The organism is Hyphomonas sp. (assembly GCF_017792385.1).
In the GTDB taxonomy this organism is placed as follows: domain Bacteria; phylum Pseudomonadota; class Alphaproteobacteria; order Caulobacterales; family Hyphomonadaceae; genus Hyphomonas.
Genome location: NZ_CP051230.1, coordinates 3,619,840 through 3,634,981, shown reverse-complemented (window position 1 = coordinate 3,634,981; position 15,142 = coordinate 3,619,840). Strand labels below are relative to the sequence as shown.

11 protein-coding genes are annotated in these 15,142 nt (G+C 54.6%); 10 read left to right on the top strand and 1 reads right to left on the bottom strand.

Features of this window, described 5'->3' with window-relative positions:
• Window positions 1-13: 13 nt before the first annotated feature.
• The 10 genes from HF955_RS17535 to HF955_RS17490 all read left to right on the top strand — a co-directional run bounded on the left by HF955_RS17535 (window position 14) and on the right by HF955_RS17490 (window position 13,596).
• On the top strand, window positions 14-787 hold the full coding sequence (locus tag HF955_RS17535) for an SDR family NAD(P)-dependent oxidoreductase (protein ID WP_034763796.1): 774 nt from the start codon (window positions 14-16) through the stop codon (window positions 785-787).
• On the top strand, window positions 787-2,211 hold the full coding sequence (locus HF955_RS17530; protein ID WP_233348649.1) for an aldehyde dehydrogenase family protein: 1,425 nt from the start codon (window positions 787-789) through the stop codon (window positions 2,209-2,211). The genes HF955_RS17535 and HF955_RS17530 overlap by 1 nt, the downstream gene beginning before the upstream one ends.
• Window positions 2,212-2,268: 57 nt before the next feature.
• Complete coding sequence (locus HF955_RS17525; RefSeq protein ID WP_197020228.1) at window positions 2,269-3,939, top strand: class I adenylate-forming enzyme family protein; 1,671 nt, start codon at window positions 2,269-2,271, stop codon at window positions 3,937-3,939.
• 89 nt (window positions 3,940-4,028) lie between these two features.
• Window positions 4,029-5,090: an AraC family transcriptional regulator gene (locus HF955_RS17520; RefSeq protein ID WP_175354394.1), complete on the top strand. Its 1,062-nt coding sequence runs from the start codon at window positions 4,029-4,031 to the stop codon at window positions 5,088-5,090.
• Window positions 5,091-5,238: 148 nt separating this feature from the next.
• Complete coding sequence (locus HF955_RS17515; protein ID WP_083180593.1) at window positions 5,239-6,045, top strand: enoyl-CoA hydratase/isomerase family protein; 807 nt, start codon at window positions 5,239-5,241, stop codon at window positions 6,043-6,045.
• Between the two features lie 27 nt (window positions 6,046-6,072).
• A complete protein-coding gene (locus HF955_RS17510) occupies window positions 6,073-7,329 on the top strand; it encodes a thiolase family protein (RefSeq protein WP_233348651.1) in 1,257 nt (418 codons plus the stop codon).
• Window positions 7,326-8,483 (top strand): acyl-CoA dehydrogenase family protein, encoded by a 1,158-nt coding sequence (locus HF955_RS17505; RefSeq protein WP_051599724.1) that lies wholly within the window; start codon window positions 7,326-7,328, stop codon window positions 8,481-8,483. The genes HF955_RS17510 and HF955_RS17505 overlap by 4 nt, the downstream gene beginning before the upstream one ends.
• A 6-nt stretch (window positions 8,484-8,489) precedes the next feature.
• Window positions 8,490-9,596, top strand: coding sequence for a CaiB/BaiF CoA-transferase family protein (locus HF955_RS17500; protein ID WP_035551462.1), 1,107 nt, complete (start codon window positions 8,490-8,492; stop codon window positions 9,594-9,596).
• Between the two features lie 158 nt (window positions 9,597-9,754).
• On the top strand, window positions 9,755-11,920 hold the full coding sequence (locus HF955_RS17495; RefSeq protein WP_233350862.1) for a PQQ-dependent dehydrogenase, methanol/ethanol family: 2,166 nt from the start codon (window positions 9,755-9,757) through the stop codon (window positions 11,918-11,920).
• Between the two features lie 53 nt (window positions 11,921-11,973).
• Window positions 11,974-13,596, top strand: a complete 1,623-nt coding sequence (locus tag HF955_RS17490) for a hypothetical protein (protein WP_139068737.1) — start codon at window positions 11,974-11,976, stop codon at window positions 13,594-13,596.
• A gap of 561 nt (window positions 13,597-14,157) precedes the next feature.
• On the opposite strand, the gene HF955_RS17485 is transcribed toward HF955_RS17490, so the two are convergent.
• Complete coding sequence (locus tag HF955_RS17485; RefSeq protein WP_291076904.1) at window positions 14,158-14,850, bottom strand: hypothetical protein; 693 nt, start codon at window positions 14,848-14,850, stop codon at window positions 14,158-14,160.
• Between the last annotated feature and the right edge of the window lie 292 nt (window positions 14,851-15,142).

Genomic DNA, 15,142 nt, shown 5'->3' with positions numbered 1-15,142 from the left:
GGAGCTTGCGAACATGAAACTCGATGGAAAAGTCGCTGTGGTTACAGGTGGTGCCTCTGGACTAGGCGCTGCTGCGGCGCGCAGTTTTGTTGAGCAGGGCGCACGCGTCGCGCTCTTCGATCTGAGCGAAGTCGCAGGAAACGCGCTCTGTGGCGAACTTGGAAACAAGGTCTGCCAGTTCTTCAAGGTCGATGTGACCGATGATCAATCGGTTGCGGATGCGGTGACAAATACCGTCGAGAAATTCGGGGCCATTCAGATTGCTGTCAACGCGGCAGGCATTCCGGCACCGACCAAAATTCTCGACCGGGACGGCAACCCTTGTCAGCTCGACAAGTTCACCAAGGTGATCATGGTCAACCTCGTCGGCACGTTCAACGTCATGAGTAAATGCGTCGCCGTCATGGCGAGGAACGCACCAGACGATCTGGGCGAGCGGGGAGTCGTTATCAATGTGTCATCCGGTGCCGCCTATGAAGGGCAAATAGGTCAGGCCGGCTATTCAGCGTCCAAGGCGGGTGTGATCGGTATGAACATGCCGGCGGCGCGGGAACTCGGAGCCGTCGGCGTCCGTGTCAACGCGATCGCACCGGGGCTGTTTTTGACACAGATGGTGAAGAGTCTGGGTGAGAAGGTGGTCGTTTCACTGGTCGACACTGTCGAGGCGCCACGCCGCGCCGGAGACCCCATGGAATTTGCACACGCATGCCAGTTCATCGTCGAGAATGGATACTTGAATGGTGAAACAATTCGCCTCGATGCGGCAACACGTTTGAGGGCGAGATAGTGGGGATTGAAACCGGCATCACCGAGCTTGAGAGGATATTCACCCTGCAGCGTTCCCTCACGCGAGAGCAGGTGTCCTGCAGCTATGAAACCCGGATGGACCTGCTGGCTCGTCTTGGGAAAATGTTCGAGACGCATGAAGACGAACTCATTAACGCGGTTACGGCTGATTTCGGAATACGCAGCCGGTATGAAACCATCCTGACAGACATCATGCTGGTTCTGTCGGATGTGAAATTTGCACGGCGCCATTTAAAACACTGGATGAAGCCGCGCAGTGTCAAAACTGACACGTTTGGATTGCCGGGATCTTCGCGGCTAATTCCGCAACCCCTTGGTGTCGTCGGCATTCTCGGAACCTGGAACTATCCCTATGGCACAGTATTCGCCGGTGCGGCGGGTGCGTTGGCGGCTGGCAACCGGATTATTGCCAAGCCAAGTGAAATTTCGGCTCATTCAGCTGAAATTTCGCAGCGTCTTGTTCGCAAGTATTTTTCAGAAGAAGAGATGGCAGTGGTAATCGGCGGCCCGGATGTCGCGCAGCAGATGACGTCTCTTCCATTCGATCATATTCTCTTCACCGGTTCGCCCAATACAGGTAAAAAAGTCGCCCAGTCGGCCGCAGCCAATTTGACACCAGTGACGCTTGAGCTTGGCGGCAAGTGCCCCATTATCATTGATAAAAGTGCTCATTTTCCAGAAGTCGCGCAGAGCCTTGTTTTCGGCAAGCTCCTCAACGCAGGACAAACGTGCATCGGTGTCGACTACGCATTCGTTCCAGAAGGGAGTGTAGAAGACTTTGTGTCAGCGCTCGCCAGGCAGGTGCACAAGTGTTTTGGCGAGATCGAAGCCAATCAGGACTATACAAGCATTATAAATCACCGGCAGTTTGACCGTTTGCGGGGACTGGTTGAAGACGCCCGCGCAAAAGGTGCCGGAGTGACCAATCTCGCAGGCAGTGGCGATGGCATGTTCGAGGCTGCTCATCGAATAGCCCCGCTGGCTGTGACCAATGTTGCAAGCGATATGGGGCTGATGCAGGAAGAGATTTTCGGGCCGATTCTGCCGATCCTGACCTATCGTACGGAAGACGAAGTAATCGAGTACATCAATGCTGGCGAGCGGCCACTGGCACTTTACTATTTCGGTAAAGACAGTGCAGGTCGACGAAAAATCCTTGGCGAAACCCATGCTGGCGGCGTGACCCTGAACGGCACGGTGATGCACGTCTTCCAGCGCCGTCTTCCATTTGGCGGCATCGGGCAAAGCGGGATCGGATCCTATTTGGGGCCGGGAAGTTTCGAGCGGTTCAGTCATTTGAAGCCGGTGTTCTCACAATCGAAGATCAGTGTGCTTAGCCAATTGCTGCCTCCCTATTCTTCGAAGACGGGCTGGTTGCTGAATCTATTTAAAAAGCTGCTTTAAATCGATCCTGTACGCAGCAATCTTAGGGTGGTGTAGACAAAAGGGAGGACAGTCTCTGTGTTCGGAATTTTCTCAAAAAAGCGCAATGACCGTGAACTGATGCCTGTTGACGTCGCTCCAAGTTCTGCTGCAGCATTGGTTTCGACAGAAGGCGGGCGGGTAAATTACAGCCGTGTCATGCAAGGGCTCGCGGAATCCTTCGGAGATCGTGAGGCGATTGTGAATCTTGAGCGTGGCCGCCGGCTGAGTTTTCGTGACTATCACATCATAACCAATCAGATTGCACATATTCTCAATGGAAACCTGAATCTCGGCGCGGGCGACCGATATGTCTGTATGCTGCAAAATGACAATCTCTCCCTGTTCCATTGGGGGTCAGCTGCAAAAGCTTATGCAACATGTTGTCATGCCAACTACCTCGACAGCCTGGAAACGCATCTTGGCCAGATCGACATCGTCAAGCCCAAAGTCGCGTTCATCGAGAATGACCTCCTAGCCTCCCATGCTGGCCCGCTTACCGAACGCGGCATTCAGATTGTTGTGATGGATGCTCTGGTCAAGCCATATTCAGGCGTGTTGGCCCTTCCCGATCTTTTGGCGAACGCGTCGACAGAGAACACAGATATTGAAATCGATGATCGAACGCACGTCGTGCTCATGCGCTTTACAGGAGGCACGACTGGTGACAGCAAGTGCGCGAAGTATTCAATCGACAACATTCTGGGGTGCCGCGATAGTTTCCTGACACTTCCAGACCCGGATTTCTTCGATGGCTGCCGCATGCTGCATATAGCTCCCATTAGCCATGGCAGCGGTATGATGCTTTTGCCGGTTCTGTTCAGCGGTGGTTGCACGGTCACAATGAACGAGCCCAGTCTGGAGAACTGGTGCCGCTATATCCAGCAAGAGAAGATTTCTCACGCCTTCATCGTACCGACTCTGGCGTACCGCCTTTTGGAAATGCCCGAAGCACGAGAGTATGACCTATCCTCATTGCGCACGGTGTTGTATGGCGCGGCCCCCATGAGCCCGGCCAAGGCCAAGCTCCTGGTTGAGCGATTCGGTTCAATATTCACACAAGTGTACGGCTCCACGGAACATCTGGCGGCAACCCTCTGCCTGAGCAAGAAAGATCATATCGTGGACGCCGAGACTGAAGGCCGACTCGCGTCCGCGGGTCGACGCTCAACCGGGATCGAACTGTCGGTTTGCGATGATGACGGTAATCCAGTTCCTGTAGGCGAACTCGGCGAGTTCTATTTGCGATCGCGCTCAACCTGTCTTGGCTATGAAGGCAATCCAGAGAAGACGAAGGAGGAATTCGTCAACGGATACTGGAAGTCAGGGGATATCGGATATACGGACGAAAACGGATATTGCTACCTGGTTGATCGGAAGAAGGACATGATCATCACGGGTGGTTTCAATGTCTATGCGACTGAGGTTGAGGCCGCAGTCAACTCCCATCCTGGCGTTTTGATGTCAGCGGTTGTCGGTGTTCCCCACGAAGAATGGGGCGAGGCTGTACATGCGGAAGTCATCCTTAACGACTCTGTTGAGGTGGCCGAATCTGACCTGATTGCCTATGTAAAAGAGCAGATCGGATCTTTCAAAACACCAAAATCCGTGTTGTTCGTGGAGGAACTGCCTCTGAGCGTCGTTGGTAAGGTGTTGCGAAAGGATGTACGTAAGAAATACTGGGGCGGCCAGGTCCGCAGTATTGGCTGAAGCGTGTACAATCCTGTTCAAAAATTGGACAAACCGTCATGAACCGATAAAGCTTGTCATCGAAGACGGTCGTACAGGACAATCGATATTTGAACCACACATCATCAGGTAAGGCGCAACCAGAATTGAGTGAGACGCGGTCAGTCATTGCATCCTGGCTCATACAGATTGTGGCCATATTGGACGAATTTGACTTTTCCATTGATGTACCAGATCTACTGCGGCGTGCGGAAGTTGATCCTGATATTCTCCAGGACCCGAATGCCAGGGTGCGGTCTAGACGATTCAGTCGCTTCATTGAGCTCATCGTAGAGGCGACAGGTGATGAGACGATCGGGCTGAAGCTGGCCGAGCGAAATACGCCCGGCTCAATGCATGCGCTTGGGTATTCATTGTTCTCAAGCCGAACGCTGGAAACATTCTTCCACCGGTTTGATCGTTTTTTCAGGCTAATTTCTCATTCTGCTGAGACAAGGTCTGAAATCAGGAAGGGGTGCCTCATTCATTCCATTGAACTCAAGGAAGACGTGCCGCCGGTCCGCCAGGATGTTTTTTTGGCGACGGTGCTTCGCTTCGTCAGAATGGTTTACCGAGCGGACTATTCTCCTGTTTTGGTAAGAATGCGTCGTCCGAAACCTGGTAAGGTCGCGATGGATGAATTTGATGCCTTTTTCTGTTGTCCGATCGAATATGGTCACGACAGTCTAGAGCTGCATGTGGCCGAGAAGGACTATACGCGCGTGCTGCGCGGCGCGAATTCCGACATTGTTCGAAGGAATGACCAGATTGCGATGGAATACATTGCCCGGTTCGATGAACAACAAATTATTCCGCGGATCCGGGCGGCGATTGTCGAAATGCTACCGGATGGAGCTGTCTCCCTGGAGTCGGTTTCAAGAGAGCTAAATACAAGTAACCGAAGTCTTCAGCGCCAATTGCAGGATGAGGGCACAACCTTCAACACCGTGCTCGACGATGTTCGCCAGCATCTCGCTATCGGCTATTTGCGGACAGGTCGTCGGTCCATCAAGGAGATATCGTATCTGTTGGGATACAAGGACCCCAGCAATTTCTCCCGTGCGTTTCGCCGGTTAACGGGGCAGTCCCCGCAGGAATTCCTCGAGAATGAGCGCCAGCTGGACGATAGCTGACATCGCTAGAGCTCTGCATTGCCTTGGGCGGCTCGACTGACGACGCTTTGGCGCACGGTGACATGCGTCTGATGTTCAATAAGTTTTCTGGCCCGATAAAGTGAAGCCTCATCTGGAACGGGCCAAGTTTTGGAGCGAACGCGGCCCAATGCTTGGAATTGGACAATTGTCGTTTGAAACCCTGAAATTTGAGGCGGAAGATTCGTGTGCACGAATTACCCTGACGCGTCCGAGCAGCATGAATGCACTGTCCGCTCTAATGGTGAATGAACTTGCGCAATGTGTGAAAGATGTTGCCGAGCGCGATGAGATTCGAGTGCTGACTATCACTGGGAGCGGGCGCGCCTTTTGCTGCGGTGCTGACCTGAAGGGCGTTTTGGGGGAAGTTCAGGCTGGTGACAATACCGGGTTTCTTGGCTTCCTTCGCGACATTCAGAACGTGTTTTTGGCTATTCGTGCTTTGCCGAAGCCGACAATTGCAGCGCTCAATGGATTGACTTTGGCCGGCGGACTGGAGCTAGCCATGACCTGCGATGTCGTGATGGCGGCGCGCAGTGCGCGGCTGGGCGACGCCCATTCCAATTTTGGTGTTCTGCCGGGCGGCGGGGGATCTCTCTTGCCGAGGTATGTTGGCGAAAAGAAAGCGAATTATCTCCTATTCTCCGGCGATCATTGGTCGGCGGAAGCGTTTCGTGAAGCCGGATTTGTAAGCCAAGTTGTTGAGGATGACGACTTGTCATCGGTTGCAGAGGCGCTTGCTGCAAAGCTGGCGGAGAAAAGCCCGCTTGTACTTCAGCGTATGAAGGAGATGGTTGCCGGAAGCGCACACTTGTCCGCGCGCGAAGCCATCGCGTTGGAAATGCGCCATCTCGAAGCGCATGCAAAATCCGCTGACTTCCTCGAAGGGCTTTCAGCCTTCAGTGAGAAACGAACACCGAAATATTCAGGCCAGTAGCTGCCATCTGTAGATGGGGAGAGAGTCTTGTCGGATAGTAAGATTTATATTGTAGGCGTCGGCATGACGCATTTCGGGCGGCATCTGGAAGCAAGTATTTCTGAATTGCTGGACACCGCCATTTTGCGTGCGGCGGATGATGCAGGCTGCACCAAGGCCGCCGTGGAGGCAGTTTACCATTCCAGTGCGACCCAAGGGTTCTTGCAGGGACAAACCTTTGTTCCTGGCCAGGTTGCGCTCAGCAAGATCGGGCTGACAGGTATTCCCGCATTCAATATTGAAAACGCCTGTGCGTCCAGTTCATCCTCCTTTCACCTTGCTGTTCAGGCGCTTAAGGCTGGTATGCAGGACGTTGTCCTGGCGGCGGGTGTCGAGAAAATGAACGTGCCTGACAAGGCGAGGATGTTCGCTGTGTTCGATGGCGGTTGGGATGTTGAGACACCTGAGGAGAATGCCAAAAGGCTTCTCCAGTTGGGCGAAGGTGTTGCCGAACCGGAGGGATCGGAATCTGAACGCCCTTATAGCGTATTCATGAAAATCTACGCAGCGTTCGGCCGGAACCATATGAAGCGCTATGGCACGACTCAGCGCCAGATTGCTGCGATAGCCGCGAAAAATCATCAGCATTCAGAGCACAATGAGTATTCGCAATACCGTCAGCCTTACACGATTGATGAAATTCTTTCAGCACCTCCCATCACTTACCCTTTGACGCTGCCAATGTGCTCACCGATCTCGGATGGTGCTGCAGCGGTCATCCTTTGCAATGAGGAAGGCTTGAGGAAGATTGGTGCCACTACGTCACGAGCCGTCCAGGTTATGGCCAGCGCCGTTGCAAGTGGAAACCCCGCGCGCAGCGCCGATGCACCGGAACGCCATGTTGCGCGAATTGCCGCTGAGAGGGCGTATGAAATGGCCTGCCTTTCACCAGAAGACATGGACGTTGCCGAGGTGCACGATGCAACCGCGATTGGTGAGTTGATGCACGCCGAGAACTTGATGTTAGTTCCGATCGGTGAAGCAGGCCCGGCAGCGGAACGCGGGGACTTCACGATTGGCGGCTCAATCCCGATCAATCCGTCTGGCGGGCTGGAGTCCAAAGGCCACCCCATCGGCGCAACCGGGCTGGGGCAAATTCATGAGCTTGTCACCCAATTACGCGGCGAAGCTGGAAAGCGCCAGGTTGATGGTGCCCGACACGCTATCCACGAAAACAGCGGCGGCCTAATTGGCATTGAGGAGGGTGTTGCTGTGGTCAACATTTTCAAGAGGGCAAATGCATGATTGGGGGATTAGATATTTTCTTTGACAAGGCTGAGCTCGCCGCAATCGAAAGCCTGCGTCGCTATCTTGATGAGCAGCTGGAGCCGGAACTGGCTGCGCATGGGGAAGACTTCGTTCCAAAGGACAAAATGCAAAGCTGGACGCAAAAGCTGGCAGAATTTGGTCTCGTCAACGCCCCACAGCCGGAATCTGCCGGCGGGCTGGGGTTGTCCTGGAAGCTGCACGTTCAACTAATTGAAGAGCTTGCCTATAGTTCGGGAGACTTGGCGATAGCCGCACTTGTTAATGGCAGCGCAGCGTCGATGCTGGTCAAACTCGCGCCGGAGCACATCAAGACACGTTACCTGCCTAGATTGTTGGCGGGGGAACTTTTTGCGTCTGTCGGCATTTCCGAGCCGGATGTCGGTTCGGATGTCGCGGCGGCGAAAACCAGGGCTGTGCGAGATGGTGACCATTGGGTGATTTCTGGTGAGAAAACATGGATCACCAATGGTGAGTACTCAGATTTTTTCATCTGCACCTGCCGAACTGGCGAGAACGAACTGACCCATATCCTGCTCGATCGCAATGAGCATCCTTATGAAGTCCGCGGTATTCCAAAGATCGCGCTCAATCGACAATCAACATCACAGGTTTTTCTCGATGATGTGCGCGTTCCGGTCGAGAATACTATCGGTGAAATAGGCTCGGGTCTGAAGAACACGCTCACCCTGTTCGAACGCGCGCGAGTTCACGTCGGGTCGTGGGGCTATGGCATGGCGCGGCGCGCGCTTGATGAGTCAATAAAATATGCAATCGACCGTTCGCAGCATGGCAAACCAATTGCCGGCCACCAGCTCATTGCAGAAAAGTTAGCTGTAATGGCCACAGAGATCGATGCAGCGCGCCTGTTGTCTTTGCGCGCAGCGGGCATGATTGACGCCGGACAGCGCTGCGACAAGGAGTGCGCAATGGCAAAATGGTACGGTACCGAAATCGCTGTCAGTGCAACGCGCCAGGCAGTACAGATTCACGGCGGTAATGGCGTCACGAAGGAGTTCATTGTCGAGCGCCTCGCCCGCGAAGCGATGATCGCACCCATTCCGGATGGAACGACTGAGATCCAGAAACTCCTTATCGGGCGGAGCCTGACGGGCGTCTCGGCGTTCAGGTGACGTCCCGTGTCTAAAGGGCCTCTGCAGGGCATTCGGATTGTCGAAATCGAGGGCATTGGGCCGGCGCCCTTTTGTGGCATGCATCTGGCCGATCTGGGCGCGGATGTCGTTCTCATAGAGCGAAAGACCAAGGGCTCCGATCCGGGATCGACTTTGCCTGTCGGCATTCTGAAAAGAGGCAAGCGCTCGATCGCTCTGGACCTGAAAGACTCTGAAGACCGCGCGGTCGCGCTGGATCTGATTGCGACGGCGGACGCCCTGATCGAGGGCATGCGGCCGGGAGTGATGGAACGCCTGGGCCTTGGTCCGGAAGTTTGTCTGGGGCGGAACCCACAGCTTGTCTTTGGTCGCATGACGGGCTGGGGGCAGGCGGGACCGCTCGCCCAGGCGGCTGGACATGATATCAATTATGTATCCGTCAGTTCAGCTGCCTGGTTTGCAAGCCCAACTGGAACGCGATCACTGCCGCCACCAGGCTTGGTCGGGGACATTGGCGGCGGTGCGAACTATCTGACGATTGGCATTCTCGCGGGCATTCTAAAGGCCAGAGCCACCGGTGAGGGCGATGTGATTGATGCAGCGATTGTCGATGGGTCGGCGCATATGATGAACCTCATCTTCGATTTGCTGCCCAGCGGCATGATGCAAGCCGAGCGCGGGCGCGGCTTTCTGGATGATTCCCCTTGGTACAGTTCCTATCGCTGTGCAGACGGGCGTGACATCACGCTTGGCGCGCTAGAACCGAAATTTTACGCAGAACTTCTACAGCGCCTCGGTCTTACAGGCGATCCCGACTTCGAAGACCAGTATGATCGTGATAGCTGGTCGAAGCAGTCAGAGAAGTTTCGTGCTCTTTTCGCAACCGAACCATCTGCATACTGGCAAGACTTACTAGAGGGGACCGATGCATGCTTTGGCCTTGTGGAAAGTCCGATCAGTGCACCTTTGCACCCTCATAATCTGGCGCGCGGAATCTTTGAAAACAGCCAGGGTTATGTTCAGGCTGTTCCGGCCCCGCGTTTCCAATCGAACGTGCAGGCAATCCCCGGTCCAGCACCTGAGCATGGTCAGCACCAGCAAGAGCTGCTCAAGGAGTTGAAAACCCGCAACTAGATCCGTTGCAAGTAGGTGTCCCAGGCTTTGTCGCTGGCACAAAATGACGGAACATTGGCGTTGCGCGGGGCTTGAGAAACTTCGCCGTTCCAGTGCAATCTTGCTTGGTATGAGAAAAAATCCAGAACCTCATCCACTGGGGTGTCCGGGAGGACAAAATGAACGGCAAAAAAATGCCCGCTACAGCGCTGAAAGTCATTCTGACGGGCGCTACGATCGGTCTTCTGGCTGCCTGTGGAGGGGCGGTCGACTCTGGCGACGCTTCCACACAAGCCTCCCAGGGGATCAATGAGGAACGTTTGCTCAATGCCGCAGGCGAACCACATAACTGGCTTACTCATGGTGGCACGTTTTCAGAAACGCGGTTTAGCGCGCTTGACGCCATTAATCTGGAAACAATCGACCAGCTGGATCTTGCCTGGGCGGCACCGCTTGGCAGCTATCGTGGCGTAGAGGCAACCCCGATCATTGTTGATGGTGTCATGTACACTACGGGTTCGTGGAGCGAAGTGCTGGCGCTTAATGCTGCCACAGGAGAAATTCTTTGGCGCTACGATCCGGAGGTTCCCCGATCAAAGGGCGCACATGCTTGTTGCGATGTCGTCAATCGCGGCGTGGCTGTCTATAACGACAAGGTCATATTCGGGTCGCTGGATGGTCGTCTGATCGCTCTTGATTCAAAGTCAGGCGAACAGATCTGGGAGACCCGTACTGTACCGCTCGAAGAACCCTATACGATCACAGGGGCGCCTCGCATTGTGAAAGGCAAGGTCATCATCGGAAATGGCGGTGGTGAGTTCGGCGTTCGCGGATTTGTTGCAGCCTATGATGCTGAAACAGGTGAACAGGCCTGGAAGTTCTACACTGTGCCGGGAAATCCGGATAATGGATTCGAAAACGAAGCCATCGAGATGGCTGCTGAGACCTGGACAGGCGAATGGTGGAAGCTGGGCGGTGGCGGGACTGTCTGGGACAGCATGGCATTCGATCCTGAACTGGACCTCCTCTATATCGGCGTTGGAAACGGCTCGCCCTGGAATCAGAAAGTACGAAGCCCGGACGGCGGCGACAATCTGTTCCTGTCATCAATCGTCGCGTTACGTCCAGACACAGGAGAATATGTCTGGCACTATCAGACGACGCCGGGCGAAACTTGGGACTACACAGCTACGCAGAATATCATTCTAGCTGATCTTGAGATCGAGGGAGAGCTTCGTCAGGTGCTGATGCAAGCGCCGAAAAACGGCTTCTTTTATGTCATCGACCGAATAAGCGGCGAACTTATTTCCGCAGAGCCATTTGTTCCCATTAACTGGGCCACACATATCGATATGGAGACCGGGCGTCCTGTTGAAAACCCCGAGGCGCGCTATCTGTCTGGTGGACCTGCGCTCGTCAAACCCAGCCCATTTGGTGCCCACAACTGGCACCCCATGTCATTCAATCCGGAAACAGGGCTGGTATATATTCCCGCACAAGATGTTCCTTTCCTCTATTCCGATCAGATCGAGGGCGAGATTGCCCGCTTTGACCGAGACGCATTCAATATCGGTGTCAGCCTGACAGACGCATTACCGGAAACAGAAGAAGCACGTCGCACACTTCTGCGCCAACTTGTCCAAGCACATCTTGCTGCCTGGGATCCGGTAGCTCAGAAAGAAGTCTGGCGTGTTCAGCATGAGCGAATGTGGAATGGAGGTACGCTGACAACGTCTGGAGATCTGGTATTCCAAGGCACGACGAGCGGCGTTTTCAATGCTTACAACGCCAAAACAGGCGAAGAACTGTGGTCGTATCCGGTTGGTGTCGCAATGGTCGGTGGACCTGTGGCGTATGAGGTCAATGGCGAGCAGTATGTTGCTGTATCAGCTGGTTGGGGCAGTGGTGCCAATTTGCTCGCCGGCTTCTATGTCGGGCAGACAGGAGGCCCGGTTGAAGGCCATGTACTTGCCTTCAAACTTGGCGGAGAGGGCGAGCTAAACGTCGCCGCGCTTCCGCAGAAGGCAACGCCTGAGCCAGCGCGACAGCCGCATTCGGCTGAAGCGGTTGTACGGGGCACAGACCTCTACGGTCGATTCTGCGGTGTCTGCCATGGCGGCGCGGCCATTTCGTCCGGAACGCTCCCCGATCTGAGGCAGTCAGCGACTCTCGGGATAGACACTTTTGATGCTTTCCTCCTTCAAGGGGCCGGCGAAGCGATTGGCATGCCCAACTTCGCCGGCCGCCTAAGCCAACAGGAAGTCGATGATATTGAGGATTTCATCCTCTCTCGAGCCTGGATGGCGTTTCAAGACGAGCAACAGTCGACGTCTCAAGCTGAATAGTATTCTGACAATTCGCTAAACCAGTACAAATCTGTCACTCTGGGAGACAACAAATGAAACCTCATATCGCTGCTGCTGCAGTCGCAATCGTAGCCGTGCTTGGTGCATGCTCCACTATCCCAGTCTTTGATGCGTCGGGTCCGGAGTTTCCTCCAATGAACCCAAATCTGGTGGACAGCGAGCTTGCCACCACGCATTTTAATCCGGCTCAACAGGATTCCCTTCCGTTTGCTGGGCCGGTCGGTATTCACGAGATTGATGATGAGGGTATTCAAAGGGTCCCGGCAGGGTTGGTGAACCTCACGCTTATGCAATTACCAACTTATCCTTCAGGTGAGCAGGTGGCCATCTCCGCCAACAATAATCGTATCTCCAAAATCCTGATTAGCGATGGCAAGTTTCAACTGATCAATGCTCTGCCTGTGGAAGGTCAACCCTTCATGTCTGTCGAGGATGCTGAACGTATCGCCGTCGAAATGGATAGTACGGCCTCAGAAGCTGAACTGCTTGGCTATCTCAATCGGAACTATCCACGTTATGTTGAGCGGGTCGTCGCCAGAGCAGCAATCTATAATGTCGTCGACCGCAATGGTGACTTCTACACTGTCGTCAACAACGATGTCGTCGTTTATGGTGATGCCGAACCCGGCAATCCGCTGTCACCACTGGTGGAAAAGCGCCGCTTTCAGCTGCCGCGCGAATATTTCAATCCAACACTGGAAGACCCTGATGCTGTGTTCGGATTGAATCTGACTTATGATGGCATGCTGGCGCTGGTGACGATGGGCGGCGTTGTCGTCATCGTAGACCGAAATTTTGAACAGGCACCGATCATTCATGAGTTGGCTGACGATGAGCAGGTTACGAACTCGATCGCCATTGATGAGGGTGGTGGCATTTATGTTCTCTCAAATAGGAGGCTCCATAAACTGGTTTGGGACGGGGAAACACTTCACTCTAGAGGGTATGGCGCGTGGTCATCAGAATACGATTCCTTCACCGGCAAACTTGGCGGCGTGAGTCTCGGCAACGGATCAGGCTCTACGCCCTCACTTATGGGCTTCGGAGACGAGGAAGACAAACTTGTTGTCATCACGGACGGAGAGTTGATTATGAATGTCGTCGCCTTCTGGCGCGACGATATTCCAGAGGATTTCGTCCAGAAGCCAGGGACCAAATCGCGTCGAATTGCCGACCAGATTCAGGTTAGTTTCGGAAAGTCTGACCTTGAGCGCGCCCAGTCTGAGCAATCCGTTGCGGTATATGGCTACGGTGCCTTGGTGGTAAACAACACATTGCCATCGCCATTGCCAACAATGCTGGAGAATGTTGTCATGTCTGGTAGACTACGCAAAGGACCGACGGGTGCTGAAAAGTTTGAATGGGACGTTGAAGCTGACCGCTGGGTGCGTGCCTGGGCAAATCCCACTGTATCGAGCCCATCAACCGTCCCCATGATTTCTGGCGGCGCCCAACAGGTCTATGTCAATGGTTTCGTAGACGGAAAATGGGAGGTCACAGGTCTTGATTGGGAGACGGGTGAAGCCGTTACACGGCTTCGCCTTGGTGATAGCCACATTTACAATGGCGCTTACTCTGTCATTCACCTCCTGCCGGGCGGCGATATCGTTCTTGGAGGATTGCTGGGCATGATGCGGATATCGGTCGAGCGCTAGGTGTTGACTTTAGTATGATGTGTTGAGTTTCGGCGCTCTGTGCATTGTAGTTAGCGGTGAAATCTAGTTCTATAGATCAAGCTTGATTTGGCAGGGAGTACAATCCGCGTTAACTATGGCTATCGGTGCCGGTGAGCGGCGTCGAACTCAAGCGGTCTACAAAACTGTGGACCAAAATCAGACCGAGCTGAGGACCAAGAATCGATTACACTTCCCGTAAGTGATTGAAAAATATGGATAAAAAATATGGAATGTGGCACGTCACTCGCGCCATTTCTCTTCAGATCGGCTCTGCCAAACCCCTGAAAACCTGCAGGAAATGTGACCGCGCAGCGGGGCATGCTCGCGCATCGCGACAAGCGCATGCCGCACCATGTGCGTACAAATGCACCGCCCTTCAGAACCATCCGGAATAAATGGAACAGCGCGGTCCGGGCCGGACGGCGCTGTTCATCTGGTCTCAACGGTGTTCAGATCGTTTCAGGCGGGCCCAGCTGCAGGGGGGCTGTGATCTCACGGCGTCTCGCCAGTGCGCGCACAGCTCCCGCTTCGTGCCGGACCCTAGAACGGCTTCACCGCGCCAAAGAATGCGGTCATCAGAATGCCGAACCAGTAGAGATAGGCCACACCGCGTCCCAGCCGGATCGAGCGCTTCAGCTTTTCCTCGACTTCGGTATTGGGGCCCTGGGCGAGAATCGGGAACAGGTGCCGCCATTCATGCATGATCAGCCTGAGGATCACCCCGATGATCAACAGGAGCCCGAACGTCAGCAGTTTTGCCGAATACCAGCGTTGCCCCTCGCCGGCTTCAAAAGGGCCATGGCCCAGAAGGGATGAAATCGAGACGATGATGAGCGTGGGGATCAGGATGTAGCGGGACCAGTCCTCGATCAGGGACAGGGTTTCTCCCAGACGGGTGCCGCGATTGGCAAAAGCCCCCCAGGTGACGGCCATCCACACCGCCCAGACAATCCACATGGCAACCAGCCACATCCCGCCGAGCGGCTGCAAGCCCCAGAGATGGCCCATATGCAATCCGAGCGGCAGCAGCGAGATGATCCCGGTCCGCGCCATGATGTCGATGCGATAGGCGGTGTCCATGTGACGGCCGCGCTCCTCCAGGGACAGGGCTGGGTTCACCACCTTGTAGGACGTCTGGAACACGCCCCATTCCCCGCCGAGCCAGTAGACCATGGCGACAATGTGCAACCATCTGAGGATCGCCAGTTCGTGCATTGCCAGAAAATCGAGCATCTCATCCCTCCCGAGCGCTATCATTCATAAAAGATATATCATTTAAGCGGGCGCGGGATGTCAAATGCAAAAATGTCGCTGGCATCGTGCGCCGCAGACGGGTGCGGCTTAGAGGCGGGGAGGCCGGTGAAGGCGTTCTTGTGGGTGCGCTACTTCCCGAGAGCGATGAGGCGGCCATTCAGGCTTGTTCCGGCTCAAGCAATGGAGCCGGTCCTTCAGCCTCGATCAGCGACCATCGCCGAGGCGTCTATAGAGCGATAGCGGGTTATGCCAGGGCGGCCTGAATTGTCGG

Excerpts from the sequence above, each read along its gene's own strand:
- HF955_RS17535 (WP_034763796.1), top strand. The coding sequence starts at position 14 with ATGAAACTCGATGGAAAAGTCGCTGTGGTTACAGGTGGTGCCTCTGGA.
- HF955_RS17515 (WP_083180593.1), top strand. The coding sequence starts at position 5,239 with ATGCTTGGAATTGGACAATTGTCGTTTGAAACCCTGAAATTTGAGGCG.
- HF955_RS17505 (WP_051599724.1), top strand. The coding sequence starts at position 7,326 with ATGATTGGGGGATTAGATATTTTCTTTGACAAGGCTGAGCTCGCCGCA.
- HF955_RS17495 (WP_233350862.1), top strand. The coding sequence starts at position 9,755 with ATGAACGGCAAAAAAATGCCCGCTACAGCGCTGAAAGTCATTCTGACG.
- HF955_RS17490 (WP_139068737.1), top strand. The coding sequence starts at position 11,974 with ATGAAACCTCATATCGCTGCTGCTGCAGTCGCAATCGTAGCCGTGCTT.
- HF955_RS17485 (WP_291076904.1), bottom strand. The coding sequence starts at position 14,850 with ATGCTCGATTTTCTGGCAATGCACGAACTGGCGATCCTCAGATGGTTG.